Here is a 26,447-nt window from a genome sequence, read left to right as displayed (position 1 = left end):
ACACTCTAAAAATTATGGGAGCCTGGGGAACAGCAATATCATCTAACGACACTTACGCAGACATTTATGACGAATTCTTCGAACTCTATAATGACGGGCTTGAGGTTAAAGAAATTTCTCAACGACTTATTCAAGCTAACCAAGAAACAATTAATGACACAGACGACTGTAACAATTTTTGGTTTGCCTTAGCAAAAGCACAATGGGAATGTAAACAGCTTGACACAGAACTTTATCAACGAGTTAAAAATATTGTTGACACTGGAGCGGACATTGAAGTTTGGCGACAACTTGAGGCAGATGAAAAAGACTTAAAAAAAAGGAAATTAGTTCTTGACAAATTCCTTGCGGACATTTCAATTGAAAAGGTAAAAGCTAAAGCAAGAAAAAAGAAGAAAGAATCTAAAATCCTTCACCCCGTTTTTGAAAAAGGGGATTGCGTAACGTTCAAACTTGCAAATGGAAATTACGGAGGAGCAGTTGTATTGGAAGCAATTTATGACACTGAATATGGCAACAACTTAATTGCAGCAACACGTATTAATCAACCGAGCAAGCCATCTCTGGACGACTTTAGAAATTCTACCGTTTTAGTTCTAAATTTTGCAATGTGGAAGGACAGCCCAAACATTCATTGGTATTCACCAATTAGACACAAAAATGTTGAAAGTTTAATACAAATTGTAGGGCAAATAAAAGTTGACAAAACTTATACTTATTACAATGGCAATACAACCGAATTTGGCTCTTGTGCAGACTTTGACGTTTGGATAATTGATGGAATTAATAGACAGCTTGACTTTGAATTAAGTAACAACAAATCAGACAAAGTAATTAAAATAAAAGAGTTGACAGGTATTAGCAAATGGAAATTTTGGTAGACGGAAAAGAGTATGCTGCCAACAGGAGGTTTGGCAATAGTGGGGTGTGACGGAACTCGTATTGCAACTTTGGGAACTTTGTTCAACTTCGGTTCCAGCTCGACAGAACTCGACCGAACAGCAAGAATTTAAATTCAACTATTTTATCACAATTCAACGGCAGACAGCCAAGCGTGACCCAACTCAAAACCCCGCCATCGCCAAGCCTTGTTCGTTGGTAGCCATTATATCGGACACACCCTAATACTTTATGAAAGGACTTAAAGAGAAGCTTAGACTACTGTTTTTACCATTTGTACTTATAGCAATTTGCTTCGTCGGACTTTACACTTTTCTCAACTGGTTACTGTTTATTAAGACGGACTTCATTCCTTTAAAGGAAGACATCATCCATATATGGCTTCCTTTTGCCCTTCCTTGGATACCTGTTTTAATTTGGTTGCGACCACGGATAAAGCTCCTGGCTTTCAAAAATGACAATGCTTCATTTGGCTATCAATTCTTAGCTGCTATGGCAATTGCATTTCCGACAATTGTTGCCCAAGAATATTTATCAACAGCAACTGGAAAACTAACCAAGCTTGACATTATCAATCAGTTCGAAAAAAAAGAAGTAACAAAATACTACTCACTTGACAAATACTTTATCGACAAGGATAATATTGGAATTATCAACACTGCAACAGTTAGCGGTAAACACAATGAAGATTTAAATTTATTTGTTTATGTTGCTTTGCCCATCCTTAGTAATCCAGACGACAGTATAAAAGGCGAGTGCTCTTATTTCCTTGGTAAAAAATATTCAAAGCGTATAAGCAACCGCCTTTCTGATACTGAAAAAGAGGACAAATTCAAAGCCTTCACGGAAGAATGTCAAGCCCAGTTTGACACAACCAATTTTCAAAATTTTGTCTATCTCGAAAAAATAGGAAGAAACGATGACCATACTGAATTTGATAGAGCTATCAAAAAAAGCAGGTACGTAAGATATAACGAACCAACCATTTTTATTGCACATAACGACCCTTTTGAAAACAGGAATGGTGGCAAATTTGGATGGATTTTCAAAGCGTTTGGAATTGGATTTGCTGTTTGGTTTATCTTTCTATTGTTTCCTAAGTTTAATGAGGCAAGCCTTAAAAAATTCAAGAAAGGAGTTAAACCCAAAGACACAGACTTAAAAGAAATGTTCGACCTTTTAATTCCCAAAGAGGGATTTTTCATTACCCCAATCATCATGAATTTAAATATTCTGGTTTACTTAATCATGGTAATAAAAGGGCTTGGAGTAATTTCATTTAAAGGCATTGACTTACTGCATTGGGGTGCCAACTTTAGACCTTATACAACTAACGGACAATGGTGGCGTTTGTTGACCAGTATTTTCCTACACGGCGGACTTATGCATATTATCGCAAACATGGTGGGACTATTGTTTGTAGGTATATTTCTTGAGCCGTTGCTTGGCAGAAAAAAATATTTAACTGTTTATCTATTGACAGGTATTTTAGCAAGTGCGACAAGTCTTTGGTGGCATACTGCGACAGTGAGTATTGGTGCATCAGGTGCAATATTTGGGCTTTACGGACTTTTTCTTTCACTAATGCTTGTAAAAGTATTTCCTAAAGACTTCAGCAAAGCTTTCTTGGTAAGTACATTATTTTTTGTCGGCTATAATCTTTTAATGGGCTTAGCTGGAGGCATTGACAATGCGGCTCATGTTGGTGGGCTTCTAAGTGGTTTTGTTATCGGACTTATAATGACACCTTCATTGAAAGCCAAAGCAGCTTAAACTTTTGACGAAGAATAACGGCTACCAACAAAAGTATTTGCAAAAGCAGGGCTGGAAATTGTAACATCAACTATATGCAAGCATCAGCAGCGGTTCGGGCTCGACATTCAATGTTCAGCTTTAGTACATAACTTCAACAACATATTTTCAAATGGGCATTTGTACCGGGCTAGACAATCAATGAATTCCCTGCCTTCGCAAATACTCGAACGTTGGCTGTCATTTTAAATAGACCATGCTCTCTACTAAAAAAGTAATTTTCCGGACGCTGAAACTGTTGCTCATTTTTTATGTCCTAATTTGTGTAGGACTTTATTTTTTTCAAGAGAAGCTACTCTTCTTTCCTGACAAGCTGGACAAAAATCACAAGTTCTCATTCACTCAACCGTTTGACGAGATAAACATCAAAACAAAAGGTGGAAGTTTATTAAATGGCTTGTTGTTCAAGGCAGACAGTTCAAAAAGGTTGGTATTTTACTTGCATGGTAATGCTGGTTCTTTAGATAGTTGGGGCGATGTGGCAAAACGTTACACCGACTTACATTACAACGTATTTATTTTTGATTACCCAGGATACGGCAAGAGTGAAGGTGACATAAAAAATAAGACACAGTTGTTTGATGACATTCAAATTGCTTACGACAAAATGAAACAGCGATTTCACGAAGACAGCATTGTTGTTTTGGGCTATTCCATAGGTACTGGGCCGGCTGCACATCTTGCAGCTACTAATCACCCAAGGCTACTCATTTTACAAGCTCCTTATTACAGCTTGACAGACATGATGCGACACACTTATCCAATTATTCCAACCTTCCTTTTAAAATACAAGTTTAAGACTAATGAGTATTTGAAAACCTGTGAAATGCCTGTTGCAATTTTTCACGGTGACCAAGACGAAGTGATTTATTACGGTTCCTCTCTAAAATTGAAATCGGAAATGAAAACAGGTGACACATTAATCACCTTAAAAGGACAAGGACACAACAGCATGACCGACAACACAGAGTACATTGCTGCAATACAAACACTTCTTAAGTGACGCCCCCCGCTTTTCGGGATTTGCAATCCCGAAGCCGTATCATCGGATTTGTAATCCGCAACTTTGCCTTCGTTGGAATCATGTTACGATAAACCAACATTAAACCGGGAGTAATATTGGCCCTCGGCTAACAGCCTTTCCTCCGCCTTTGTTGGTCGCTGACCAACAAAGAGTTGCATCGGTTTACGACAAGTCAAAATAAACAGGCGTGATGTGGGTCAGCGTCCAATACCGGCAGCAATAAGCGACCAACATCAGCGAGGGTGAACATATTGCCCTTGTTGGTCGCTGACCAACAAGAGATTTCAAGAACGATAATGGGTGACAAACGAAAACGGACTCGAGCCCGTTTCATAATATCCGGCACTGCTCCAAGGGTAGTCTGCCGGCCATTGGGCGAGGTTCCATTTTGGCTGTATCGGGTTGTTGTGTATGTAATTCAACTTCTGCACAAACACCGCTTCACTATACAGGTCAATGCTCAATGAATTGCGTTCCCAAACCTGATATTGCCGGTCAGCAGCTTTTACTTGTAGTGATGTCAACAATGGGTCATCATTCATCTGCATAAAATACAAGATGCTTCTGACAGTAAACTTTAAAAAATCTCGTTGAAAGTCGGCCCTATTGATGCCATCGTGCAATTGCCAGATAATATGAAGATGGTTGGGCATGATGACAAATCCATATACTGTTACCTGTTGTAAAGCCACTCTTCGTGCAATGGCTTCTAATACAATTTCTTTGTGGTGATCGTTTTGCAACACGGGCAACCAGTTCAGATTGGTGATGGTGATAAACTGTGGGTGGTGGTCGTACAAAATCATTCTCTAAACTAAAAAACAGATCCGTTTTTGGAAATCCCTTGTTGGTCAGCGACCAACAAGGGCCAGCGACCAACAAAGGCACATTTCCTGCCGATGTTAGTCGTCAGACCTGCATCATCGTTTGTACCGCCTCCGCCGCCTTTGTTGGTCGCTGACCAACATCATCCATTGCCCCACCCCTTTGTTGGTCAGCGACCAACAAAGGCATTCACCCAACTGGCCAAGCCTTTCCTGTCGTCTTACAACACGTATCTTTCCAAAAACGAATTTGTATGTGTATGAGAAAATGGATGAGCCTGGTGGCGGGGCTGGTACTGTCGCTGCCCCTGCTGGCGCAACCCACCCAAAAACCTGTATTGCATGGCAAAAACTGGATGGCCATTACGGGTAAACCTTTGGCGGCAACCGCTGGCAGCATGCTGTTTCAGCAAGGGGGCAATGCGGTAGATGCCGCCTGTGCCATGCTGGCCGCCACCTGCACCATGTGGGATGTGCTGCACTGGGGCGGCGAAACACAAGTGCTGCTCTACAATCCCAACACCAAAAAAGTAATTGCCCTCAACGGCCTGGGCGTAGCTCCTACCGGCGCCACTCCCGCATTTTTCAAAAGCAAGGGCTATGCTTTTCCGCCGGAGTATGGGCCGCTGGCTGCGGTAACGCCCGGCACCCCCGGCAGCATTTGCCACCTGCTGGCCAACTATGGCACCAAAAGCCTGAAAGAAGTGCTGGCACCTGCCATGCAACTGGCTGCGGGTTACCCCATAGAAGCACAAACGGCCAACAGCATTGAGCGGCAAAAAGACCGCATCAAACAATGGCCCTACAGCAAGGCCGTGTTTTTGCCACACCTCGGCGAAAAACGCGAAGCCCCCGAAGCCGGCGAAATATTTACCCAGCAAAACCTGCTCAACACCCTTACCAAAATGGTGGAAGCAGAACAGGCCGCACTGAAAGCGGGCAAAACCCGAAAGCAAGCCATCATGGCGGCGTACGACCGCTTTTACAAAGGCGATATCGCTAAGGAATTTGTGCGGGGCTGTCAGGAGCAGGGCGGACTGATTACCATGCAAGACCTCGCCAATTGGAAACCCATTGAAGAAGAACCGGTGAAAGTGTCGTACAAAGGCATTGATGTATACAAACTGCAGCAGTGGACACAAGGCCCCAGCATGTTGCAAGCGTTGAACATCCTCGAAAACTTCGACCTGAAAAGCATGGGTTACAAAAGTGCACAATACATTCATACGGTGTCGCAGGCCATGCACCTCAGCTTTGCCGACCGCGACTTTTACTACGGCGATCCCTACTTCAACAAACAGCAACCCATGCAAGGTTTGCTAAGCAAGGAATACGCCAAACAGCGGGCTACACTCATCGACCCCACAAAAAATTTGTCGCCTGCACTGCCCGGCGACCCCTATCCTTTCGAAGGCAAAACCAACCCCTACAGCCAACTGCTACAGCATTGGGCACAACTGGCCGATACCACGGCCAGCGGTGGCGGTGCCATCCCTTCGCATGATGTACGCCAGCTGGCCTATCAGCACTCTGCACAAGATGAAATGTACATGGATCGCCTGCTGCGTGGCACCACCAGTGTAGAAGCTGCCGACAAAGATGGTTGGGTAGTAAGCATTACGCCGAGCGGTGGTTGGGTGCCTGCCTGCATTGCCGGCAACACGGGCATTGGCATGAGCCAGCGCATGCAAAGCTTTGTACTCGATAGTGCGTTGAATCCCTTCAACGTAGTAGCACCCGGCAAACGCCCAAGAGTTACACTCACACCATCATTGGCTATGAAGGATGGCAAGCCCTTCCTGAGCTTTGCCGTGCAGGGTGGCGATACACAAGATCAAAACCTGTTGCAGTTCTTTTTGAACGTAGTGGAGTTTGGCATGAACGTACAGCAAGCCAGCGAAGCAGCCAACGTCAATACAAATCAGTTATGGTTGAGCCTGGGTGGCACCAAAATGAAAGACCGTGCCCCACGTGCCGGTGATATCATTTTGCAAAACCGTACCCCCGAAGCAGTACGCAAAGCCTTGCAGGCTATGGGTTACAAGCTCAGCTTTACCGAACGCAGCAGCGGCCCCATCAATGCTATTTTCTTCGACTGGAAGCACAACAGCTTTTGGGGTGGCAGCAGCAACCACGGGGAAGATTATGGTATTGGATGGTAAAAGAGATGTTAGATGCTAGATGTTGGATGTTAGATGTCTGATATCTGATTTACATACATTGAACCTACCAACTTTCCAACCTACCAACATTCCAACTTTTCAACCTACCAACTTAAAATCTAAACAACCATGAAATACATCTTCTACATCCTCCTACTGTTATTGCCCGCCAGTATGCAGGCACAAACAAAAACTGAAACGGCCAAACCTGGAAAACTCAGTAGCCTCATTGGTAAAACCGGATATGAGTTTACCAAAACAGATGGCGATATCTACGTTACCAAAGTAGAAGGCAAACACAACAAAGAAATTTACCTCATTGCCACCGAATCGGAAGGCATGGTTGTTCTTTTTAGTATTGTTCAGGAAAAAGCGGGTGCTACCATTTCTGTGCAGCAAATGAAACAGCTGATGAAGCTGGCGCTTGATCTGGACCGCATCAAAGTAGGACTGGATGATGAAGATGAGACCCTGATGGTGCGGGTCGATTTCAGCAGCCGCACATTGGATGCGCAGGAGCTCACCGAAGGCCTCGATCAAATTGGCGTAGCTGCAGATGAGGCGTATGCCATTATTCAAAAAAAGTAACGTTGAGGAACGACTATTTTCATCCATCACTAAAACGGAGTTATGCAACATTGGATACTGGCAACAGCCTTGCTATTGGCAATGGGCAGTGCAAATGCCCAGCCGAAAAATGAGCCTGCCGAAAAAGAAAAAACCTGGTCGGTGGTACCGGGTACCGAATCGGTTACCAAACAGAGCATTACGGTTAATGGCAGCAAGCTCAACTACACCGTGCAATGTGGCTACATGCACTTGCGCAACGATACCGGCAAAGTGATTGCCAAAATGTTTTACACCTACTATCTTAAAGATGGTGAAACACCCGACAAGCGGCCCATTACGTTTTGTTTCAATGGTGGTCCGGGTTCATCATCGGTGTGGCTGCACATGGGTGGCATCGCACCCCGCCGTGTGCTGCTCGATGATGAAGGCAAAGCCACCACGCCACCCTATAAAATTGTAGACAACGAATATGGCTGGCTCGATAAAACAGACCTCGTTTTTCTCGACCCCATTAGTACCGGCTACAGCAGACCCGCCCCCGGCGAAAAAGCCGGACAGTTCCATGGCTATGTAGAAGACATTAGTAGCGTAGGCGCATTTGTGCAAACCTTCCTCAATAAAAAACAACGCTGGGCCAGCGCCAAATACCTGGCTGGCGAAAGCTACGGCACCACCCGTGCAGCAGGCTTGTCAAAATATTTACAAGACCGCTATCGCATCTACATCAATGGTGTTATCCTCATTTCTGCAGTACTCAATTTTGGCAGCAATGATTATTATGTGGGTCACGATTTACCCCGTGTCCTGTACATTCCCACATTCACCGCGGCTGCCTGGTACCACAAAAAATTATCGCCTGCGCTGCAAGCCGATTTGCAAAAAACCTTGCGGGAAAGTGAAGCCTTTGCCATGGGTGAATATGCTACAGCTTTGCTGAAAGGCGGTTGGCTATCGCAGGCCGAAAAAGAAAAAGTGGCAGAGAAGATGGCCTACTTCACCGGCCTGAGTAAAGAGTATTGTTTGCAATCGAACCTGCGGGTAACCGAAGATCGTTTTTACAAACAACTGCGCCGAACCGATGGCCTGACCATTGGCCGTTTGGATGGCCGTTTTGTGGGTCGTGATTTGGAAGATGCCGGAGAGAGTGTATCATTCGACCCCTCGTTTGCCAACATCGACGGGCCATTTACTGCCACCATGAACGATTACTTTCAGCGGGAACTGAAGTTTACCACCGAAGAGGATTACAACATCTTTGGCAATGTGCGGCCCTGGAATTACAACAACGTGCAAAACCAGTTTTTGAATGTGGCCGAAAGCCTACGGGATGCCATGGCGAAAAACCCTTCGCTGAAAGTATACCTGGGTGGTGGTTTTTATGATTTTGCTACTCCCTATTTTACAGCACAGTACGATTTGGAACACATGCAGCTGCGGCCAGAGCAACGCAGCCGTGTACGCACCCATTGGTACGAAAGCGGTCACATGTATTACATCCACAAACCTTCGCTGGTTCAGTTTAAAAAAGACATGGATGCTTTTTTCGACTGGAACCCCGGACAGTAATTCAAGCCTAAAACAAATACCTTTGCATGGCTGCTTTTCACCAACAGAAAAGCAGCCATTTTTATGCGCAGGGTTTTGATGGCGGGCATACAACGTACGGGCATTGCTGCTCTTTTTATGATGATGACAGGCATGCTGCCTGCTCAACCTGTGGCCAAGAAAACAACCGCTTTGTTTGCATCAGACAGTAGCATCAGCATACAACTCAGCGGCAATATCAAAGCATTGCTAAAAGACCGCGGCGACAGCTCCAGCTACCACGAAACCCGGTTGATGTACAACAACGACACGATTGTTATTAAAGCAAAAACGAGGGGCAAATTCCGAAAGGATGCCAACAATTGTATGCTTCCTCCGTTGCTCTTGAACCTGCCCAAAGATGCGTTGGATAAAAACAGCTTGTTTTACAAACAAAACAAACTCAAACTCGTACTGCCTTGCAAGCAGGGCAACTATGTAGCCCGTGAAGAGTTGGTGTACAAAGCCTATGCTTTGGTAGCACCCATTGCTTTTCAAACAAGGTTGGTAACCGTACTGCTGACAGACAAAGACATTCCGGCCAAACTCAACGCACCACTCACCGGCATTCTGATAGAAGATGATGAAGCATTGGCCAAACGCTTTTCATTGATGCCGGTTGAAGAAGCAAAACTGACGCCCATCAACGTGGCAGCAGACAGCTATTTCAGTATGGTGTTGTTTCAGTACATGATTGGCAATACTGATTGGTCGGTGGAGTATGAACACAACATAACACTGGTTGGAAAGCCAGCGCAACGACCCTATGTGGTGCCATTCGATTTCGATCAATGTGGATTGGTTGATGCGCCATACGCTTCGCCACCACAAGAACTGCCCATACAAACTGTTCATGAACGGTTGTACCGCGGCATTTGCCATCCGGAGTGGCCGGTGTTTGTACAAGTGGTACAACGTTTTTTACAACAGGAAAAAAACATTCGGGCGGTGTTTGCAGAAAGCAAATCGGTTGATGCAGCTTTCAAAAAAATGACCAGCCAATACCTCGATGATTTTTTTGCGCAGCTCAAACAAGAAAAAACAATGGCAGCCATTTTTGCCAGCAACTGCAATGCAGAACAACGGCGCCTCATCAAAGATTTTCCGCACTAGCAATCTGCAAGGCTGATAGGAATATGCACCGCCAGTCCGCCATCGGCAGTTTCCTTGTATTTGCTGTTCATGTCCAAAGCCGTTTCCCACATGGTTTTGATTACTTTATCCAAGCTAACAATACCAAAATCCGGAGTGCTTTGCAGCGCCAACTGACAAGCGGTGATGGCCTTGATGGCGCCCATGGTATTACGTTCAATGCATGGCACTTGCACCAGACCGCCAATGGGATCACAAGTAAGGCCAAGGTGATGTTCCATGGCTATTTCGGCAGCCATCAGTGTTTGTTTTTGCGAGCCGCCCAACGCTTCTGTCAGTGCAGCAGCAGCCATGGCACTGCTTACGCCAATCTCTGCCTGGCAGCCACCCATGGCGGCTGAAATAGTAGCGCCTTTTTTGAAGATGCTGCCAATTTCGGAGGCCGTGAGCAAGAAGCGGTAAATCTTTTCTTCTAAAGCGGCACTGCTTTCCTGCTCATTGCAAAAAGCAATGTAATACATCAGTACTGCGGGTATTACACCTGCAGCACCATTGGTAGGTGCTGTTACTACCCTGCCAAAAGCAGCGTTTTCTTCATTTACCGCCAGGGCAAAACAACTCACCCAATCCAGCGTGTATTTAAAATGACTACCGCCGGCACGAATGGCTTGCAACCAAGCTGTCAAAATCGGTATAGGGTTGCTGCGCCAACAGTTTTTTGTTGAGGTCGGCCGCACGGCGTTTTACCTGCAAGCCACCGGGCAAATAACTTGCGGTATGGCAGCCCCGGTACACACAATCCCGCATGGTGTGCCAAATGCGCAACACGCCGGTACGGGTATCTGCTTCACTGCGCCAGGTGCTTTCATTTTCCTGCACTACTTCCCATACGGGCATACCGGTTTTCATGCACCAATGGCGCAGTTCCTCAGCTGTATTGATGGGAAATGGTAGTGTTACGTTTGTTGCAGTTGTGCCGGCCGCTTCGCCTTCCTGCACTACAAAACCGCCACCAATGCTGTACCAGGTTTCGCTGTATTGTTCACCTGTACTCAGGCTGTATAAAAACGTAACGGCGTTGGGATGAAAAGATAAAAATTCGTTGGCCAGAAAAAGTAAATCATCGGCATACACAAAATCAATTTCCTGTTGGCCGGCCAGCACTAATTTCCCCGACTGTTTGATCTGCTCCACCTTCGGATTAATGCTGTTGACATCAATGGTTTCGGGGTCTTCGTTGCACAGGCCCAGCAAAATAGCCACATCGGTACCATGGCCCTTTCCGGTTTTGGCCAGTGAGCCGTAGAGCAACACTTGCAGCTTCGTCAGCAATGCAAGCTGGTTGCGCTGCATCAGCCCCTGCACCACCCGCTGTGCAGCCCGCCAAGGGCCAAGGGTGTGGCTGCTGCTGGGGCCTACGCCTATTTTAAACATATCAAATACCGAAATGGCTTCGTGTGGCATGGCAACAATTTTTCTGGCTCAAATGTCTGTAAAAAAATATGGCACGCCGCAGCATGCCATATTCGATTATTGGAGAAAGATGATTAGTTGAAGAAATCAACCAAGGTCATTTCGAAATACAATGGCGTATTGGGTGGAATGCTGCTACCACTACCCGTGCAACCATAGCCCAATGCACTTGGCAATATCATTTTAATAGAACCGCCTTTGCCAATCAGTGGCAGACCAATTTTCCAAGCTTCAATCAAACCACTGAGTTGAAAGCCCGTGAGGCCAGGGTTGGTTTGCTGATCAAACACGGTACCATCGAGCAAAGTGCCTTTGTAGGTGCAATAAATAACGCTGGTATTTTGCGGTCTGCTGGTACTGCCCGGCGTGATGATTTGATAATACAGCCCCCGGCTGCTTTTGGTAGCCGTAATGCCTTTGGCAGCAATGAATGCCTGAATGGCTGCTTCTTCTTTCGATGGATCTTGTACCTGACAACCCGTGCTTGATTTGGTACATCCGGCGAGTGTGGCAGCAACAGCTACACACATCAACAACACTACGCTAATTTTTTTCATGAACTTCATGGTCTTGCTTTTCCTCGTTTTGTTTGTCTTGATTGATTTTTTGTTTGTGCAGCAACTCTTTGTAGCGCTGCTCCTGCTGATCCCACTGAAACTTTTTGGAAAACACCGCAAAGAAAACAGCAATCAGCAATACCGCAATGTACAACACCACCGGATTGAACTGACTATTGGCAATCATATCGGCCCGCTTGTACCAGCCCGAAAAAAAATTGGCCATGATGACAGCACCCAATACCAGACCTAATGGTAAACCCACCCCCAACTGGTACAGCAGTTTTTTCTGCCGGTCGCGGTTTTTGGCCCAGTAGTCGAGAAACATTTTTTCCTTATCCGTCAGCATTGTGGCGCAAAAGTAGTGGTTTGACATTGGCAGCAACCAAAGCGTTGCAGTAGCCGGTGGAAAAGCCCGAATTTTAAGAAATGATTTTACCGGGCAGAGACGGTTGCCGCCGCCTCAGTCCTTCGGCAAATCACTTACATTCGCAATCACTTAAAACTGCCACCGTGACCGTAGAACAATTGATTACGCTTTTTGTGTACCAGCATGGAGAAATTTCGCTGCAGGGCATTGGTACTATTCGCCTCACCGATGCTGTACCAGACGCCGAATACATCCAAAAGAACAAATCGGTTCCCATCAGTGGCATTCAATTTACGCATCAAAAAACGGCAGTTACTTCTCCCGAGTTCATCCGGTTTTATGCCACCCAACGGGGCAAAATTGCCAGCCTTGCCGAAAATGATATTGAGGCGTACCTGAGCATGGCGTTGCAGTTTCTCAATATTGGCAACCCGTTTGAAATAAAAGGACTTGGAGCCCTGGCTAAAAATAAAGAAGGTGTACTGAGCCTTACCCCCGGCTACTTTATGGCCATTAAAGCCGAAGAAGCCATGGGCAAACTGAAAGAACGCCACGTAGAAGATCCGGCGCATCAAGGGCCCGGCGCTGCTTATGATGAAGAAAAGCGCAACCGCATGTCGCCAAAAACAAAAGTCATTATGGTCTTGGCTATGCTTGGGTTACTTGCTGTAGCTGCTTGGTTAATATTCAATGCATTCTTTGTTGCAGTTACAAGTGTAGAAGTGCCAAGTAATCAAGACAAAGGCATCTATGATACTGTTGTAGCCCAGCAGGTAGATTCTGCAGCTACGGCACTGCCCGCTCCCGCCCTACCCGATAGCTTGCAGCCCCGCAATTGGAAAGTAATTTTCAGAGAAACAAGCACAGTAAAAAAAGCCATTGTGCTCAATCAGTTTGATACGCTGAAGCAACAGCTGAAAACTCCCGTGTATCTCGAAACCACCGACTCCGTTCGGTTTACCTTTTATACTTTGTCGAGCAGTGCGGTAAAAGACACAGCACAACTCCGCGATTCGTTGCGCCGGTATTTCAAACGCCCGGTAAGATTGTTGCCTGCACAGTAAATGCTTTCGCAAAATTGACATCAACATGCGTAGCAAAACCGGCATTCTGAGCATCGTTTTTTTCGCCCTTTTGCTGGGCGATATATTGGGTAATGCCTTGCCCAATGAATGGCTGCATCTTATTTGTAAGCCGTTGCTCATGCCAGTGTTGTTGGCATTGTTGTTACAATCAGATGCCGTTCGCCACTACACTCCTTCCCGGTGGATGGCGGCAGGTCTGTTGCTCTCATGGGTGGGCGATGTGCTGCTCATGAGAGGCGAACAGCCATTGTTTTTCATGGCGGGATTGGGTAGTTTTCTGTTGGCACATGTCTGCTACATCGTGTACTTCAACAAGCTGCGTACCATTTCTTTTGGCCAGTGGGCCAAAGCCTATTTCTGGGTGCTGATAGCCGTCCTACTCTATGCGGTGTCGCTGTTTGTGCGGCTCAAACCTTTCTTGGGCGACATGTTTATTCCCGTGTTGTTGTACACTGCGGTTATTACCAGCATGCTCCTGCTGGCGCTGGCTTTGCGTGGACAATTGCCGGGTAAAGTGGCGGTAAAATTTGGTGCCGGTGCAGCTTTGTTTGTGGCTTCTGATTCTATTTTGGCCTACAACAAATTTGCTGCAGCTGTACCACAGGCTGGCTTGCTCATTATGCTTACCTATGGCGTAGCACAGTGGTTGCTGTGCATGGCGGCAGTAGAAACGGCGAGGTATTTTACCAGAAAAAAGGATTGATTTTGTCCTGATTTTTATACAGGCCATATTTACTGTAAAGGTTTTCTACGCCAGCGGCGTAGCCTGTCTGTAGAAATTATAATAAAGATTGAAGCATTGCCCCGGCGGGGCAACCTGACAAATAAAAGATGTTTTGTTTTGAAAGGCTGCCCCGCTGGGGCAGAATAGACATCACCATACAACGCTACTACAAACAGTGTACGCCGCTGGCATACATCCATTGTCTCCCTTTACGATCTTGCTATTGATGGAGCAACAAAAATTACCACGCCGGCTTAACGCCCAACGCTCATTTTTCAGTTAGTGCTATTTTTCTCAGCCATGGCTAACAGCTGTTGATGCAACTGCAGTACTTGCGGTATCAGCATTTCCTGTTCGTTGTTTTGAATCACTGCATCGCAGAGTTTCATTTTTACCGTCTCTTCTATTTGCCGGCTCATGCGGGTGAGCACTTCCTGTCGGCCGAGGCCATCCCGCTGCATTACCCGCTGTATGCGCAAGGCCTGCGGGGCATACACGCCAATCATAAAATCGATATCGGTGGCAGAGCCGCTTTCAAAAAACAAAGCGGCTTCTTTAATGGCATAAGCTGTTTGTTGCTGTTCCAGCCATTGCTTGCCATGGGCTATTACTGCAGGATGGACAATGCTGTTGAGCAATTGCGTTTTCTCGGGTTGCTGAAAAGCCTGCGCTGCCAACCAGCTGCGGTTGAGTCCCGCTTCATTGTAGGCTTCAGGACCAAAAGCAGCAATGATGTTGGTACGAAGCGTGGCATCGGTATTCATTAACCGCTTGGCTTCGGCATCGGAATAGTACACGGGTATGCCCAGTGTTTCAAAAATGCGGGCCACAACAGATTTGCCCGAACCAATGCCTCCTGTAATGCCAACCCTGAGCATAACTGTATGTTAGTTACGGCGTTGTTCCTGCGTTACCGAATCTTCCTGCATGGGTTTCATCAGCGGTTCGGTCTTATCCTTTTTGCCAAACACACTTACGTTGACGTAGCGTTTGGGATGAAGGCGCAAATCCTGCATCAGCAGGTTGAGGCTGTTGACAGTTGAGTTGAGGTTGTTGTACAATTTCTTGTCGTTGAGCAACGAACCCACCGAATTGTCCTGGCTGTTGAGTTTGGCCAGTGTGGCTTTCAGGCTTTCCATGGTGCCAGCCAGTTGGTCGAGGGTTTGCTGCAGGTTCAGCTGGCTCAGCTTTTGCGACGTAGTTTCCAGATTGCCGACTATGCTGTTGATTTTTTCTTTGTTGGCAGCCAGTGTGCCAGATACCTGTTCGAGGTTGTTGGCCGTTTTGGCAATGGAACCGTTTTGTGCATCCAGCATGGCATTTACCGAAGCAATAGTGGTATTCAGCTGCGCCGTTGCCTGACTCAGGTTGGCCACCACATCCTGAATATTGGCCTGAGTGCCGGGCGTCATTGTTTTGTTGATTTTGCTGGCCACTGAATCCAGCGAGGTCAGCAGTTTATCCAGTGCAGCCTGCGTGGGGCCGAGCTTATCGAAAATACTGCCGAAGAAACCGGGGGTGCTTTCGCTCAGCAAAGTATCGCCGGGCACTAAGTAGGTTTTGGCATCGCCTTTTACAATTTCGATAGAAGGCGTACCCAACGGGTTGCTTTTGATATGCGCCACAGAATTGGCGGGCACTTGTATGTCTTCGGTTAACCGAATGGTGATGAGCACCGCATTCAGGTCGCGGTCGGCGGGCACTATTTCATACACATTGCCCACATTCAGCCCTTTAATCACCACAGGGTTGGATGCTTGCAAACCGTCTGTCGATTCAAACTTTGCGTAGAAGTATGTAGCCTTTTTCAAAGGGTTTCTACCCTTCAAAAAGTTGAAGCCGAGAATGAATAAAGTAATGGTAATGGCTGTGAGAGCTCCTACCTTGGTTTCGTTCGATACTTTGAATGCCATACGGCAAAATAAACACAAACCACATTGCGGTTGCACAAAAAAGGATGCAGGGTATTTTCCATGCATCCTTTTTTTAACGATTAGCGACCTATTAGTTGCTGGCGGGGGCCGGTGCAGCATTGCCACCGGCGGCTGCTTCCAGCATGGCTTTGTATTTTTTAACGGCATTTACAATAGCCCGGGCCACTTCTTTTTGCCCATCCAAACTGGCGAGGTATGCTTCTTCTTCCGGATTGTCTACAAACCCCGTTTCAATGAGAATAGACGGCATTTGTGTAGCCTGCAGCACCCAGATGCCGTCCCAGTCGCGTTGCATTACCCCCCAGCTGCGGCGGCCGGTGGCAGCAAATTCTTCTTCTACCAGCGATGCTAGTGTCATGCTTTTCTGAAAGAAATACTTGGTGTATTGTGCTGCCCGAATCCTTGCTTCTACAGGATCCATTTGCAACATTTCTGCATCCAGTGTATCGCTTTCGCCCAATTCATAAATTTCTGTCTTGTTGCCGACACTCTTCAGCTTTAGGTTATACCAGTCGCGGGCCAGAATATAGGTTTGGGTGCCACTGACTGTGGCTGGCAGCTTGTATTTTTCGTAGACAGGTACCGTACGGGTTTTAGCTATTTTCTTCCGCTTTTTGCCCTTGCCGCTGTACACATAGTAAGTTTCTTCCTTGGTGCCTACTTGGCGTTTGCCATACCGTTGATTTGATAAAGAAGCATTAAGATGAATGGAAATAAACAAATCGCCACCGCTCTGGTTGGCATAATCTGCCCGCCACCGAAGGGCCGCGTTTTTGTTGGTTTGGTTGCCTGGCAACTTGTCTTCTTCACGGGTCATCAAGACCGTCATCTCAGGCAGTTCTTTTTTCATGAGTTCCCGAACCTGTAAGCCAATTTCGAGTGCCAGCAGGGCTTCCCGTGAAATATCGCCTTTGGCACCACCATCGTGCCCGCCATGTCCGGGGTCGATAATGATGGTTTTCAATGGCGGCTTTTGAGGGCCTTCTTTTTTACCAGTTTCTGTTCCACCCGCAAAGCCTGCCACCGTAATCAGTAACCCAGCCAGTACCAATGTTTTTCGCAGCATTGTTTGCATTTTACACTTTAGACAATTCTTCACAGCGGCGTTCATCTTTAATCTTACTTTCGCTAACCCATTATGACAGCCAGCATTCGTGAAAATACCGCAAATGTACTCCGTTGCTTTCTATGGTTTTTTCCACTTTTGTTTATAACGTGTTACAGTTTTGGACAGGGGCAAACCAACAGCAGCATTAGGGATAGTTTAACAAAGCGGGTGCCGGCCGATACAATTAAAAAGGCGCCGGGCAAACCTACCGTTACCGCAAGGGTAAAAGACAGCCTTGTTACTAGAATTGATACGTTTTCATTGCCGGTTTCGGCAGATAGTTTGGACGGCCCGGTGAACTACGAGGCGTCCGACAGTGGTGTGCTCGATATTCCCGGCCGCACATTTTTCTTGTATGGCAAGGCGCATACTACCTACAAAACACTCGACCTGAAAGCGGGCCGCATAGAAATTGACAATGCCAGCAGCACTGCCAAAGCCTATTTTGAAAGAGACAGCACGGGCAAAGTACTCGACCGGCCGGTGCTGAAAGATGGCGACATGGAATCGGAAAGCGACTCCATGTTTTACAATTTCAAAACACAACGTGGCCTTACCAAAAGCACGTATACCAAGCAGGGCGAAATGTTTGTGTTTGCCGACCGCATCAAAAAAATTGATGCCCAATCTTTTTATGCCTCCATGGGCAGGTTTACTACCTGTAACCTCGATACACCGCATTTTGCCTTTAAGGCCAGAAAGATGAAACTGGTGAACAACAAATGGGCATACAGTGGCCTCGCCTATCCCGAATTTGAAGGAGTGCCCATTCCCATTGGTTTGCCTTTTGGCATTTATCCATTGAGCCAGGGCAGGCACTCTGGTTTGCTGGCTCCACAGTTTACCGCTACCGAAAGTTTTGGTTTGGGCTTGGAAGGCTTGGGCTACTACAAAGTGCTCAACGATAATTTTGATATAACGGTGCGGAGCAATATTTACAGCTATGGCGGCTATGCCATCAATGTGAGCCCCAGCTACCGGGTAAGATATAAATACAATGGTGGTGTGCGGTTCAATTTTCAAAACACCCGCATCAATTTCAAAGGCGATCCAGACTACGTCAATACCCGTACGTTTAACTTTTCGTGGAACCACAGCATGGACAGCAAAGCCCGACCCGGTACCACTTTCAGTGCCAATATCAACTTTGGTAGCACCAAGTACAACCAGTTTATACCCAACAACAACCAGCTCAACTTTACCAACCAAATTGCGTCGAGTATTCAATACTCCAAAACTTGGGGCGATGGTAAATACAACATGAGTGTAACGGGCAACCACAGCCAAAACAACCAAACCGGCCAGTACAATGTGAGCCTGCCCAACCTCAACATGACAGTGAATACTTTCTATCCGTTTCAGAAAAAAGAAAGTGTGGGTACTGCCAAGTGGTACGAAAAACTGGGTATTGGTTACAGCGGCCAGGTGCTCAACCAGTTTTCTTTTTTCGATAGCGACAGCCCCTATCTGAAATACAACCTCCGTGAAATTATTGACACCATGCAATGGGGTGCCCAACACCAGATTCCCATTAGCCTGGCCTTGCCTGCACTGGGCCCCATTACCATTTCGCCATCGGTAAGTTTCAGCGAACGCTGGTATGGCCAACAGGTATTGCTGAGCTGGAACGACACAAGAAAAAAAGTAGACACCACCGTAACGAAAGGCTTCTATGCTTCACGGGAAATGAGTTTTGGTTTAGGTACGCAAACAGCCATTTTTGGTACCGTCAATTTTGGTAAAGAAAAACGCATACAAGCCATCCGGCATGTGATACGGCCCTCCATTAGCGCCAACTATAAACCCGATCTTGCCAGAAAAGACTACTACGAGGTACAAATAGATACCGCTAAAAATACCGATCGGTTTAGCCTATACCGCGGTTCTGTTTTCAGTGCTTTTGGCGAAGGGCAGTTTGGTGGGTTGAGTTTTGGTGTACAAAACAACCTGGAGATGAAAGTGCGGGATAAGAAAGACACTTCTGCCGCCGCTACCAAAAAAATCCGCTTGCTCGATAACCTGTCTATCAACTCGGCCTACAACTTTATGGCGGATAGCTTGCAATTGTCTCCCTTCAGTATTTTGATGAGTACCACCTTGTTTGAAAAAATCAACATTACTGGTTCTACCAGCGTAGATCCTTACCAAACAGACAGCATCGGCCGCCGCATCAACAAGTTTATGTGGAATGCCGAGCAATTCAAACTGGGCCGTTTTACATCGGGCAGCTTGTCGATTGGGGCCAATTTTCAAAGCAAGAAAAAAGAAGAAACCAAGGACGATAACAAAGAGGAAAGCAACAGCGATTTCATTACACCCGACGAGCAACTGCGCCAGCAAGAATATGTACGCAGCAACCCGGCCGAATTTGCAGACTTTAATGTGCCGTGGAGTTTGACCGTAGCATACTCGCTGAGTTTTACACAACAGCGCAAAGCCGATTACAGCGGTTTCAAAACCACCACATTCTCAAGCCTCAATCTCAACGGCGATTTTAACCTCTCTCCAAAATGGAAAATGGGTGGCAGCATGTATTACGATTTAACCACCCGCAAACTGCAAAACCTCACCATGTTTTTGAGCAGAGAACTCCACTGCTGGCAGCTGTCTATCAACGTAGTGCCGGTAGGTTTGTATCGGTCATTTAACATCAGCATCAATCCAAAGTCTGCTATACTGCGAGACCTGAAAGTAAACCGTACCCGATTCTTCTACAACTAAGCATTTTCGGCAACTGCCTTCCACATTATGTCAAACACTTCTGCTTTTAAAGCATCGGCTGTTTTACCCGCAACGGGTATGGCGGGTAGCAATTCCATTTCCAGCGGTACCGGCAGCAGATAAAAAAACTGACTGGGCGGTAAGGCCTTTGCCGTATTGCGAATGACAACAGGAATGATGTCTTTTTGCGTATCTACCGCCAGCTTAAAAGCCCCGTCGTAAAAGGATTTGAGCGGTTGCCCGGTACGGTTGCGGGTTCCCTCAGGATACACGGCCATGTTCAGTTTTTCATGCTGCAATACTTTGCGCATGTCGTCAAAACTGCGTTTGCGGCTGGCATCACTTTTTCTGTCTACCAGCACAGAGCCACGGGTGTACACCCAACCAAACAATGGTATGCGTGACATCGATTTTTTGGCAATGGTTTTATTGGGCCCCGGAAAGAAAGGGGTCAGCAACGGCACATCTAAAAAGAAGAATGATTGGCCGTGACAACATACTGTTTGCTGCTGTTGTAATGCTGTTTGCCTTTAATGCGCATGGGGCATCCAATAGCATACAGGTAAATGGTCATCCACAACTTGGAAGTGTTTTTGAATACCATAAACCCTCTGGGATCTTTGATAAAAAAAGACAACACAATGGGCCACACAAATATGAGCAACGTGGCAATGAAAATAACGAGCCCCCACAAAGCCCATATCCGGGCAAATATTTTCTTCATCATACTACACAATATTATTCCGGCAATTGCCAATCGATGGGGTCCAGCCCTTGTTTCATGAGGTATTCATTGGCCTTGCTGAAATGCCTGCAACCAAAGAAACCTTTATCGGCACTAAACGGGCTGGGATGCGCCGCCTTCAACACCTGATGTTTGGTGCCATCTATCAACACCTGCTTGTCTTGCGCAAATTTTCCCCAAAGCATAAATACCAATCCGGTACGTTCGTCTGACAGCTTGCGAATAATGGCATTGGTAAACTCATGCCAGCCAATTTGCGCATGGCTGTTGGGCTCATTGGCCCGCACCGTCAATGCCGCATTGAGCAACAATACACCTTGGTTGGCCCAAGTAGTAAGATCGCCATGTGCAGGAATGTCCATCCCAATATCCTGACGCAGTTCTTTGAAAATATTGCCCAGCGAAGGCGGGGCTGTTACTCCCCTTGGTACACTAAACGAGAGGCCCATCGCCTGGCGTGGCCCGTGATAGGGGTCTTGCCCAATGATGACCACTTTTACTTTATCAAAAGGCGTTAAAGCGAAGGCGTTGAAAATTTGGCTACCCGGCGGATAAATGGTTTTACCAGCTGCCCGCTCCGTTTTGAGGTGCAGCACAATGTTGTGGAAGTAAGTTTTGCCAAACTCATCTTCCATGCGTTGTTTCCAGCTATCGGCTATTTGTACATCCATGTGCAACAAAAATAGCAGAAAGCAGCTACGAAGCTATGCGGTAAAAACTCAGGCAGCAGAAGTAGCAAACTGATGGTGTAAATGGCAGGCGGCTAATGCTGCGCCAATCATTTGCATTTCGGCAGGGGTTGGCTGCACGGCTTCGAGCACACTAAACTGCAAATGCAGTGATTGCTCATTGGTCAGCACCGCTTCTACCTGCTGGCCTTGCTGAAAGCCAATGCTGAAGCTTTCACCACCGCTGTGCTGCACCGTCCACTGCTGCTTGTTTTTGTGCTGGGCATGTAGTTGAAACAAAGGTGACCCGTAAGAATTGGCCACCGTAATGAGGTGCGGATTGAACAACTGATGGCGCAGCTGAATGAGTTCGTGGTACGGCGAAGCAATGCGTACGTACTGATCGGCCATGTTCAGCTTTACTTCAATTGGTTCGTCCGACAGCGGACTTTTCAGATGGAAGACGTTGTACTTTGCCATGGGCTAAAACTAACAGGCGAATGTTAAGCGAATGTTATCAGAAGCCGTTTTTTTAAGTACAGTTTTTCCACAGTTTCCTTACAAATGATAACTCACTCCTGCCACCAGTGCCCGGCCCATACCGTTGATGCCGCTGCCGTGGGTACGGTAATCTTCGTTACTGATATTGTGCAGCGACAGCTTCACACTGAATGATGAGGCTTGATATCCGGCATGCATATTCCACAGCATCCAGGCGGGTGTGCCCCCCTTTGGAATGCGGTTGTCGTCTTTATCACCCTGTGCCAATCGTTGTTGTGCAGCCGCCCATTGGTGCTCCACTGCAACGTACCATTTGGATGCCTGATACAGCAGACTGCTCAAGCCATTCATGGGTGGAATGCGACGCATGGGTTCGCTGCGGGTGAGGTTTTGCCCGTACTGATACGCTACATAACTCTGTGCCCGTAGTTGTTTGGTAATTTGATATTGTGCACTGATTTCAAAGCCACGAACAAATGCCTGCTGATCGTTGGTTTTGATATACACAGGATATCCTTGTATGGAATCTGTTCCCCTGCGTACCCTGCTGATAAGATCGTTGATGTGCATGTAAAAGAAAGTAGCCGATGCCTGCAAACGCCTGCCAGCAAAGCGATATCCGAATTCTATGTTGCTGTTTTTCTCGGGCTTCAAATCGTAAGCGGGTACTTCGTATCGAAAATCTACTAAGCCCAATGTGCCCATATCATCCAAACCCGGTGCACGATAACCATTGCTGAAAGATGCATACACTATATGCTTCGGGTTGATATTGTACAACAAGGAAGCATTACCCACCAACGAAGCCGGCGTCAACTTCACCGCATTTTCTTTTGGCTGACCGGGCAATTGTGTAATAGCACCGGGTAAACTATTGATGAAATGATTGTAGCGAAGTCCGGCTTCTGCCACCCACTTTCGCCAACGAAAATGATGCAGGCTGTAGGCAGAAAAATTATCCTGCACAGCAGCATCCGGATATAAGCCCCGTTCGTTAAAAACGCTGCTACCATTAGTGCGTATTCTACTGCTGCGAACTTTATCGCTGTACCATTCTATACCACTGTTGGCTGTCCACCACTGGTTGAAACTGCTGTACACTTCAGCCGTAGCACCTACACTATTCACTTTGTCCAGTTCATCATAAAAATTGGCATTGCCATTGCGGTTGTATTGGCGGCCTTCTTTGCTGTATTTATACAAAGCAGTAAAACTGGCTTCATTTACCAAACGCATACCCGGCTTCCAGTTGAGCCTCGCATACGATACCTGCATCACCTGTGGTGAAAAACGGTAGTAAGCAAAATTTTCCAGCTTCACCCGATGGTACAAAGGCACATTACGCTGCACTACCTGCTGACTCGACACAATCAATTCCGTTTTATCAGAGAGCTGCATTGCCATTTTCACATCCCAATCTCTTTCGTCATAACCCGAAGGACGTTGCACTCCCGTTGTATCGCCCCCTACCAAATCGCCAAACTGCCGAAACGTATAGCCGGCTTGCATCATAAAATGATTACTGCTATAAGCTGCGGAAGCACGGCCTGTATATTCCATGTCTTGCGTGGTAATACGCCCGGTGGCATTGGCATGCCAAGTTGGTTTTGCAGTGTAGTCTTGTTTCTTTGTCAACACATGAATTACGCCACCCATGGCATCACTACCGTACTGCACACTGCCGCTTCCCTTCAGCACTTCAATCCTATCAATGCTAAATGCATCAATCAGATTGGGATATTGATTGGGGCCAAATCGAAACGTAGCATTGTTGAAACGAATGCCATCAATCATGATGAGTGTTTGATTGCCCGTAAGGCCGCGTAGAAAAGGTGAGCCGCCACCATGATTGGTTTTTTGCACAAATACACCTGGTACGTAGGCCAATGCTTCGGGAGTGGTGCGGGCCTGCTGCATTTGTTGTGCTGGTTGTTGCAGCACTTCAATGCTGTAGGGCGTTTGGCTGCGTTCACGGGCTTTGTGTGTAGCACTTACCACTACCTGCTGTAGTGTGGTGTATGTGGAATCTTTTGCATCAACGGTCTGTTGTGCAATACTCGTTTGCGCAGCCAATGCTGCTATGATCATTAATCCTGTTCGCTGCATGAATTATCGTTTGGTTTTACCTGAAGCCTTTGCAGGCAACGGTTGCTTCACATTGGCTTCTTCTTTCTCCTTTTCTTCTTCCTCTTCATCGCTCCATACAAATGCACTGCGGCGGGGTGCTGGCATCACACTATGTTCACCTTTCACCGCTTTCCAAATCACTTCGCTGAAGGCCACATCCGGCGCCATGTCTTCTTTCGAAAAATCAAATGTTTCACTCAGTTTGGACAATGCATTTACTTTCTCATTCTTCTCATTCAAATCAACATTGGGTGCAATGGCGGTGAATGCTGTTGTATTGGCTTGTGGTGTAAAACAACGCCACATGGGCATGGCAGCAGCATCGTACTGGCTCATGGGTGGCAGCCCCAAAATAAGCTCGATGGTGCGCAACATAGAAGAGGTAGAATACATGGTATGATCTACATAACTCCGTTTTACGTGAGGGCCCACCACATAAGCCGTGGAGCGGTGCGCATCCACGTGGTCTGGGCCATTTTGTGCATCGTCTTCCAATATGAACACCACCGATTTTTCCCATACCGGGCTTTTACTTAAATACTCAATGAATAAACCAACTGCATAATCATTATCGGCCACGTGGGCAAAAGGGGTTGGTCTTCCTACACGTAATCCTTCTGTGTGATCATTGATGAAACGCAGCGTATTCAACTGTGGCAGCGCATTGGCCGCTACTAATGAATCGAAATCGTGGCGCCACTGATAAAATCTCGTTGTATCTCTCACACTTTCGTCCCAGCTGGTGAAGTTGGCACACACCCTGCCCACCAACGCTGGAATGTTTGGCTGACCATCATCGGCAAACTCGCCATAGGTGCGGTAACTGATGCCTGCCCGCAAGCAATGATCCCAAATGAAACCACCACGTGGATGCGCAATGTTTTTCTGTCCTTCAAAATCATAGGTACCACCACGGCCACCGTAGCTGGTGGGCCAGTTTTTTTCGGTGTAATCATTGGCATACGCAGCCGTGCTCCAGTTGTGGCCATCGGCACTTACTTCAGCATCTACATAAAAGTTATCGAGCAACACAAACTGCTCAGCCAACGCATGTTGGTTAGGGGTAATTTTTCTGCCAAACAATACCAGCGAAGTGTCACCATTGCCTTGTGGTAAATCTCCCAGCACCTGGTCGTAGGTTCTGTTTTCTTTGATGATGTAAAACACATGCTTAATGGGTGATGCATCGCCCACCTTCATGGGTATAGGATTGCCAGGTTCACCGGCTGCCATCAATTCTTTCAGTTTGGTATAAGGTGTGTTGTCGTACACTTGTTTGGCCAGCACTTTCAGTTGTTGTGCATCGGGCTCAGGAATAATGCTGAGGGTACCTTTAAACAAGCCGCCAATGTATTGCACTTCCTGTGGCTTTTTGGCATCGCCTGCCTGATAGGTAACGGCCTGCTTACGCACTGCCGGATTGGGCCCGTAAGGATTAGCGAGTGATGTAACGCCCTTGCCATTGCTGACGAAGATTTTCCTCCCTACAACTTTCACACTGGTAGGATACCAACCTGTAGGAATAAAACCTTTGCTGCGGCTCTCGCCTTTTTCTTCCACATCAAATACGGCCATGCAGTTGTTGTCGGCGTTGGCCACATACAACGTAGTTTCTGTTTCATTCAATGCCATACCATTGGTGGTAGAACCATTGGGCGCATTGGGATACAGAGCGGTGTTCAACACTTCTACAATAGCAGTCGTTGCTGTTTTAATTACAGCCACACTGTTGTCATTGGCATTGGCCACATACAAGTAATGACCATCTTTTGTGAGCAACAATTCATTGGGGTTATCACCTACAGCAACTCGACTGATTTCTGTTTTGGTTTGGGTATCCCAAATCAACAACCGATCGGCACCCCACAACGAAATGTAGAGTTTCTTTCTATCGGGACTCAGCAAACAGGTGTACGCTTTGGCACCCAATGGAAACTGTTCCATTTTCTTGGTGGCCAAATCAACAATGTACAAGGCATCGTTTTCTTTGGTCACCACGTACATCAGGTTTTTGGCTTCATCCAGATCGAAACCAGCAGGTGATATTTTGTTGGGCCATTTTTTACCCAGCAAAAAACTATCAGTCAACTGCAATTGCTTATTTACAATATTGTACTGCACAATGCGGTTATCGTTACCACCCGATGCATACAACTTTTTACCATCGGCACTAAAGTGTAAACCATACCAACTCTTTGGAATTTCTACGCTGTGCAGCACTTTATCATTCACCGCATCAATAAGCTGAATGGATTGCACACTTTGTCCGTTGTTGGTAACGGCCAGCAATTTCTTGTCGGGCGAAACCACCACGTTCAACGGCAAATCGCCGAGTGGCAGTTGCTTGCCCGCAGGTGTCAACGACCAGCCGTTGGGTAAGGTTACTTTTTTTGTTTGTGCCTGTGCTACTCCGGTAGTACCCGGCAGTATGCCCAACAGCAATGCAGCAAAGAGTAAATGTTTCAT

At 46.6% G+C, this 26,447-nt stretch carries 24 protein-coding genes; 10 read left to right on the top strand and 14 right to left on the bottom strand.

The annotated features are described in order from the left end of the window. Nucleotides 1-14: 14 nt before the first annotated feature. From GLV81_RS06015 to GLV81_RS06005, 3 genes are all read left to right on the top strand, one after another. Nucleotides 15-881, top strand: coding sequence for a hypothetical protein (locus tag GLV81_RS06015; protein WP_157476445.1), 867 nt, complete (start codon nt 15-17; stop codon nt 879-881). 250 nt (nt 882-1,131) lie between these two features. Next, the gene (locus GLV81_RS06010; RefSeq protein ID WP_157477714.1) at nt 1,132-2,673 is read left to right on the top strand and encodes a rhomboid family intramembrane serine protease; all 1,542 of its coding nucleotides are present in this window, start codon (nt 1,132-1,134) and stop codon (nt 2,671-2,673) included. A gap of 235 nt (nt 2,674-2,908) precedes the next feature. Next, entirely contained in the window at nt 2,909-3,715 is an 807-nt protein-coding gene (locus GLV81_RS06005; RefSeq protein ID WP_157477712.1) for an alpha/beta hydrolase, read from the top strand. A gap of 305 nt (nt 3,716-4,020) precedes the next feature. On the opposite strand, the gene GLV81_RS06000 is transcribed toward GLV81_RS06005, so the two are convergent. Next, the gene (locus tag GLV81_RS06000) at nt 4,021-4,542 is read right to left on the bottom strand and encodes a transposase (protein ID WP_157477710.1); all 522 of its coding nucleotides are present in this window, start codon (nt 4,540-4,542) and stop codon (nt 4,021-4,023) included. Between the two features lie 278 nt (nt 4,543-4,820). Between GLV81_RS06000 and GLV81_RS05995 the strand changes: the two genes are divergently transcribed. The 4 genes from GLV81_RS05995 to GLV81_RS05980 all read left to right on the top strand — a co-directional run bounded on the left by GLV81_RS05995 (nt 4,821) and on the right by GLV81_RS05980 (nt 9,989). Then, nucleotides 4,821-6,722, top strand: coding sequence for a gamma-glutamyltransferase family protein (locus GLV81_RS05995; RefSeq protein ID WP_157480686.1), 1,902 nt, complete (start codon nt 4,821-4,823; stop codon nt 6,720-6,722). Nucleotides 6,723-6,851: 129 nt separating this feature from the next. Further along, nucleotides 6,852-7,310, top strand: coding sequence for a hypothetical protein (locus GLV81_RS05990; RefSeq protein WP_157477708.1), 459 nt, complete (start codon nt 6,852-6,854; stop codon nt 7,308-7,310). 42 nt (nt 7,311-7,352) lie between these two features. Further along, nucleotides 7,353-8,858, top strand: a complete 1,506-nt coding sequence (locus GLV81_RS05985; protein ID WP_157477707.1) for a S10 family peptidase — start codon at nt 7,353-7,355, stop codon at nt 8,856-8,858. Nucleotides 8,859-8,921: 63 nt separating this feature from the next. Further along, nucleotides 8,922-9,989 carry a hypothetical protein gene (locus GLV81_RS05980; RefSeq protein ID WP_157477705.1) on the top strand — a complete coding sequence of 356 codons (1,068 nt, stop codon included), beginning with the start codon at nt 8,922-8,924 and terminating at the stop codon, nt 9,987-9,989. Here GLV81_RS05980 and GLV81_RS21120 read toward each other — a convergent pair. The 4 genes from GLV81_RS21120 to GLV81_RS05965 form a co-directional block, all read right to left on the bottom strand. Continuing rightward, nucleotides 9,986-10,654, bottom strand: coding sequence for an L-serine ammonia-lyase, iron-sulfur-dependent, subunit alpha (locus tag GLV81_RS21120; protein WP_281350792.1), 669 nt, complete (start codon nt 10,652-10,654; stop codon nt 9,986-9,988). The two genes, GLV81_RS05980 and GLV81_RS21120, sit on opposite strands and share 4 nt — an antisense overlap. After that, nucleotides 10,617-11,432, bottom strand: coding sequence for a serine dehydratase beta chain (locus GLV81_RS21115; RefSeq protein WP_281350791.1), 816 nt, complete (start codon nt 11,430-11,432; stop codon nt 10,617-10,619). Before GLV81_RS21115 ends, GLV81_RS21120 begins: the two co-directional genes overlap by 38 nt. Nucleotides 11,433-11,515: 83 nt before the next feature. After that, complete coding sequence (locus GLV81_RS05970) at nt 11,516-11,998, bottom strand: FKBP-type peptidyl-prolyl cis-trans isomerase (protein ID WP_197428979.1); 483 nt, start codon at nt 11,996-11,998, stop codon at nt 11,516-11,518. Beyond that, nucleotides 11,985-12,347, bottom strand: coding sequence for a magnesium transporter (locus tag GLV81_RS05965; protein WP_157477701.1), 363 nt, complete (start codon nt 12,345-12,347; stop codon nt 11,985-11,987). The genes GLV81_RS05970 and GLV81_RS05965 overlap by 14 nt, the downstream gene beginning before the upstream one ends. A 164-nt stretch (nt 12,348-12,511) precedes the next feature. Here GLV81_RS05965 and GLV81_RS05960 point away from each other — a divergent pair, with 164 nt between their 5' ends. Continuing rightward, a complete protein-coding gene (locus GLV81_RS05960) occupies nt 12,512-13,432 on the top strand; it encodes a hypothetical protein (protein ID WP_157477699.1) in 921 nt (306 codons plus the stop codon). A gap of 25 nt (nt 13,433-13,457) precedes the next feature. Further along, the gene (locus GLV81_RS05955) at nt 13,458-14,156 is read left to right on the top strand and encodes a lysoplasmalogenase (protein ID WP_157477697.1); all 699 of its coding nucleotides are present in this window, start codon (nt 13,458-13,460) and stop codon (nt 14,154-14,156) included. A 296-nt stretch (nt 14,157-14,452) separates the two neighbouring features. Here the strand turns inward: GLV81_RS05955 and coaE are convergent, their stop codons facing one another. From coaE to GLV81_RS05940, 3 genes are all read right to left on the bottom strand, one after another. Further along, nucleotides 14,453-15,055 carry a dephospho-CoA kinase gene (gene coaE, locus GLV81_RS05950; protein WP_157477695.1) on the bottom strand — a complete coding sequence of 201 codons (603 nt, stop codon included), beginning with the start codon at nt 15,053-15,055 and terminating at the stop codon, nt 14,453-14,455. Between the two features lie 9 nt (nt 15,056-15,064). Beyond that, nucleotides 15,065-16,090, bottom strand: coding sequence for an MlaD family protein (locus GLV81_RS05945; protein ID WP_197428978.1), 1,026 nt, complete (start codon nt 16,088-16,090; stop codon nt 15,065-15,067). Nucleotides 16,091-16,181: 91 nt separating this feature from the next. Beyond that, on the bottom strand, nt 16,182-17,177 hold the full coding sequence (locus tag GLV81_RS05940; RefSeq protein WP_197428977.1) for an N-acetylmuramoyl-L-alanine amidase family protein: 996 nt from the start codon (nt 17,175-17,177) through the stop codon (nt 16,182-16,184). Nucleotides 17,178-17,387: 210 nt separating this feature from the next. Between GLV81_RS05940 and GLV81_RS05935 the strand changes: the two genes are divergently transcribed. Then, nucleotides 17,388-19,940: a putative LPS assembly protein LptD gene (locus GLV81_RS05935; protein WP_157477692.1), complete on the top strand. Its 2,553-nt coding sequence runs from the start codon at nt 17,388-17,390 to the stop codon at nt 19,938-19,940. Here the strand turns inward: GLV81_RS05935 and GLV81_RS20050 are convergent. The 6 genes from GLV81_RS20050 to GLV81_RS05910 form a co-directional block, all read right to left on the bottom strand. Continuing rightward, nucleotides 19,937-20,404, bottom strand: a complete 468-nt coding sequence (locus tag GLV81_RS20050; RefSeq protein WP_246186277.1) for a lysophospholipid acyltransferase family protein — start codon at nt 20,402-20,404, stop codon at nt 19,937-19,939. The genes GLV81_RS05935 and GLV81_RS20050 overlap by 4 nt on opposite strands. A 2-nt stretch (nt 20,405-20,406) precedes the next feature. After that, the gene (locus GLV81_RS20045; protein ID WP_246186276.1) at nt 20,407-20,667 is read right to left on the bottom strand and encodes a hypothetical protein; all 261 of its coding nucleotides are present in this window, start codon (nt 20,665-20,667) and stop codon (nt 20,407-20,409) included. A gap of 11 nt (nt 20,668-20,678) precedes the next feature. Further along, the gene (gene ung / locus GLV81_RS05925; RefSeq protein ID WP_157477691.1) at nt 20,679-21,356 is read right to left on the bottom strand and encodes a uracil-DNA glycosylase; all 678 of its coding nucleotides are present in this window, start codon (nt 21,354-21,356) and stop codon (nt 20,679-20,681) included. A 48-nt stretch (nt 21,357-21,404) separates the two neighbouring features. After that, entirely contained in the window at nt 21,405-21,833 is a 429-nt protein-coding gene (locus GLV81_RS05920; RefSeq protein WP_157477690.1) for a hypothetical protein, read from the bottom strand. A gap of 78 nt (nt 21,834-21,911) precedes the next feature. Continuing rightward, nucleotides 21,912-23,960: a TonB-dependent receptor plug domain-containing protein gene (locus GLV81_RS05915; protein WP_157477689.1), complete on the bottom strand. Its 2,049-nt coding sequence runs from the start codon at nt 23,958-23,960 to the stop codon at nt 21,912-21,914. A 3-nt stretch (nt 23,961-23,963) separates the two neighbouring features. Next, complete coding sequence (locus GLV81_RS05910) at nt 23,964-26,447, bottom strand: bifunctional YncE family protein/alkaline phosphatase family protein (RefSeq protein ID WP_157477687.1); 2,484 nt, start codon at nt 26,445-26,447, stop codon at nt 23,964-23,966.

The organism is Phnomibacter ginsenosidimutans (assembly GCF_009740285.1).
Taxonomy (GTDB): domain Bacteria; phylum Bacteroidota; class Bacteroidia; order Chitinophagales; family Chitinophagaceae; genus Phnomibacter; species Phnomibacter ginsenosidimutans.
Note: the sequence above shows the minus strand (reverse complement) of the source record. Positions and strands in the feature narration are given on the sequence as shown.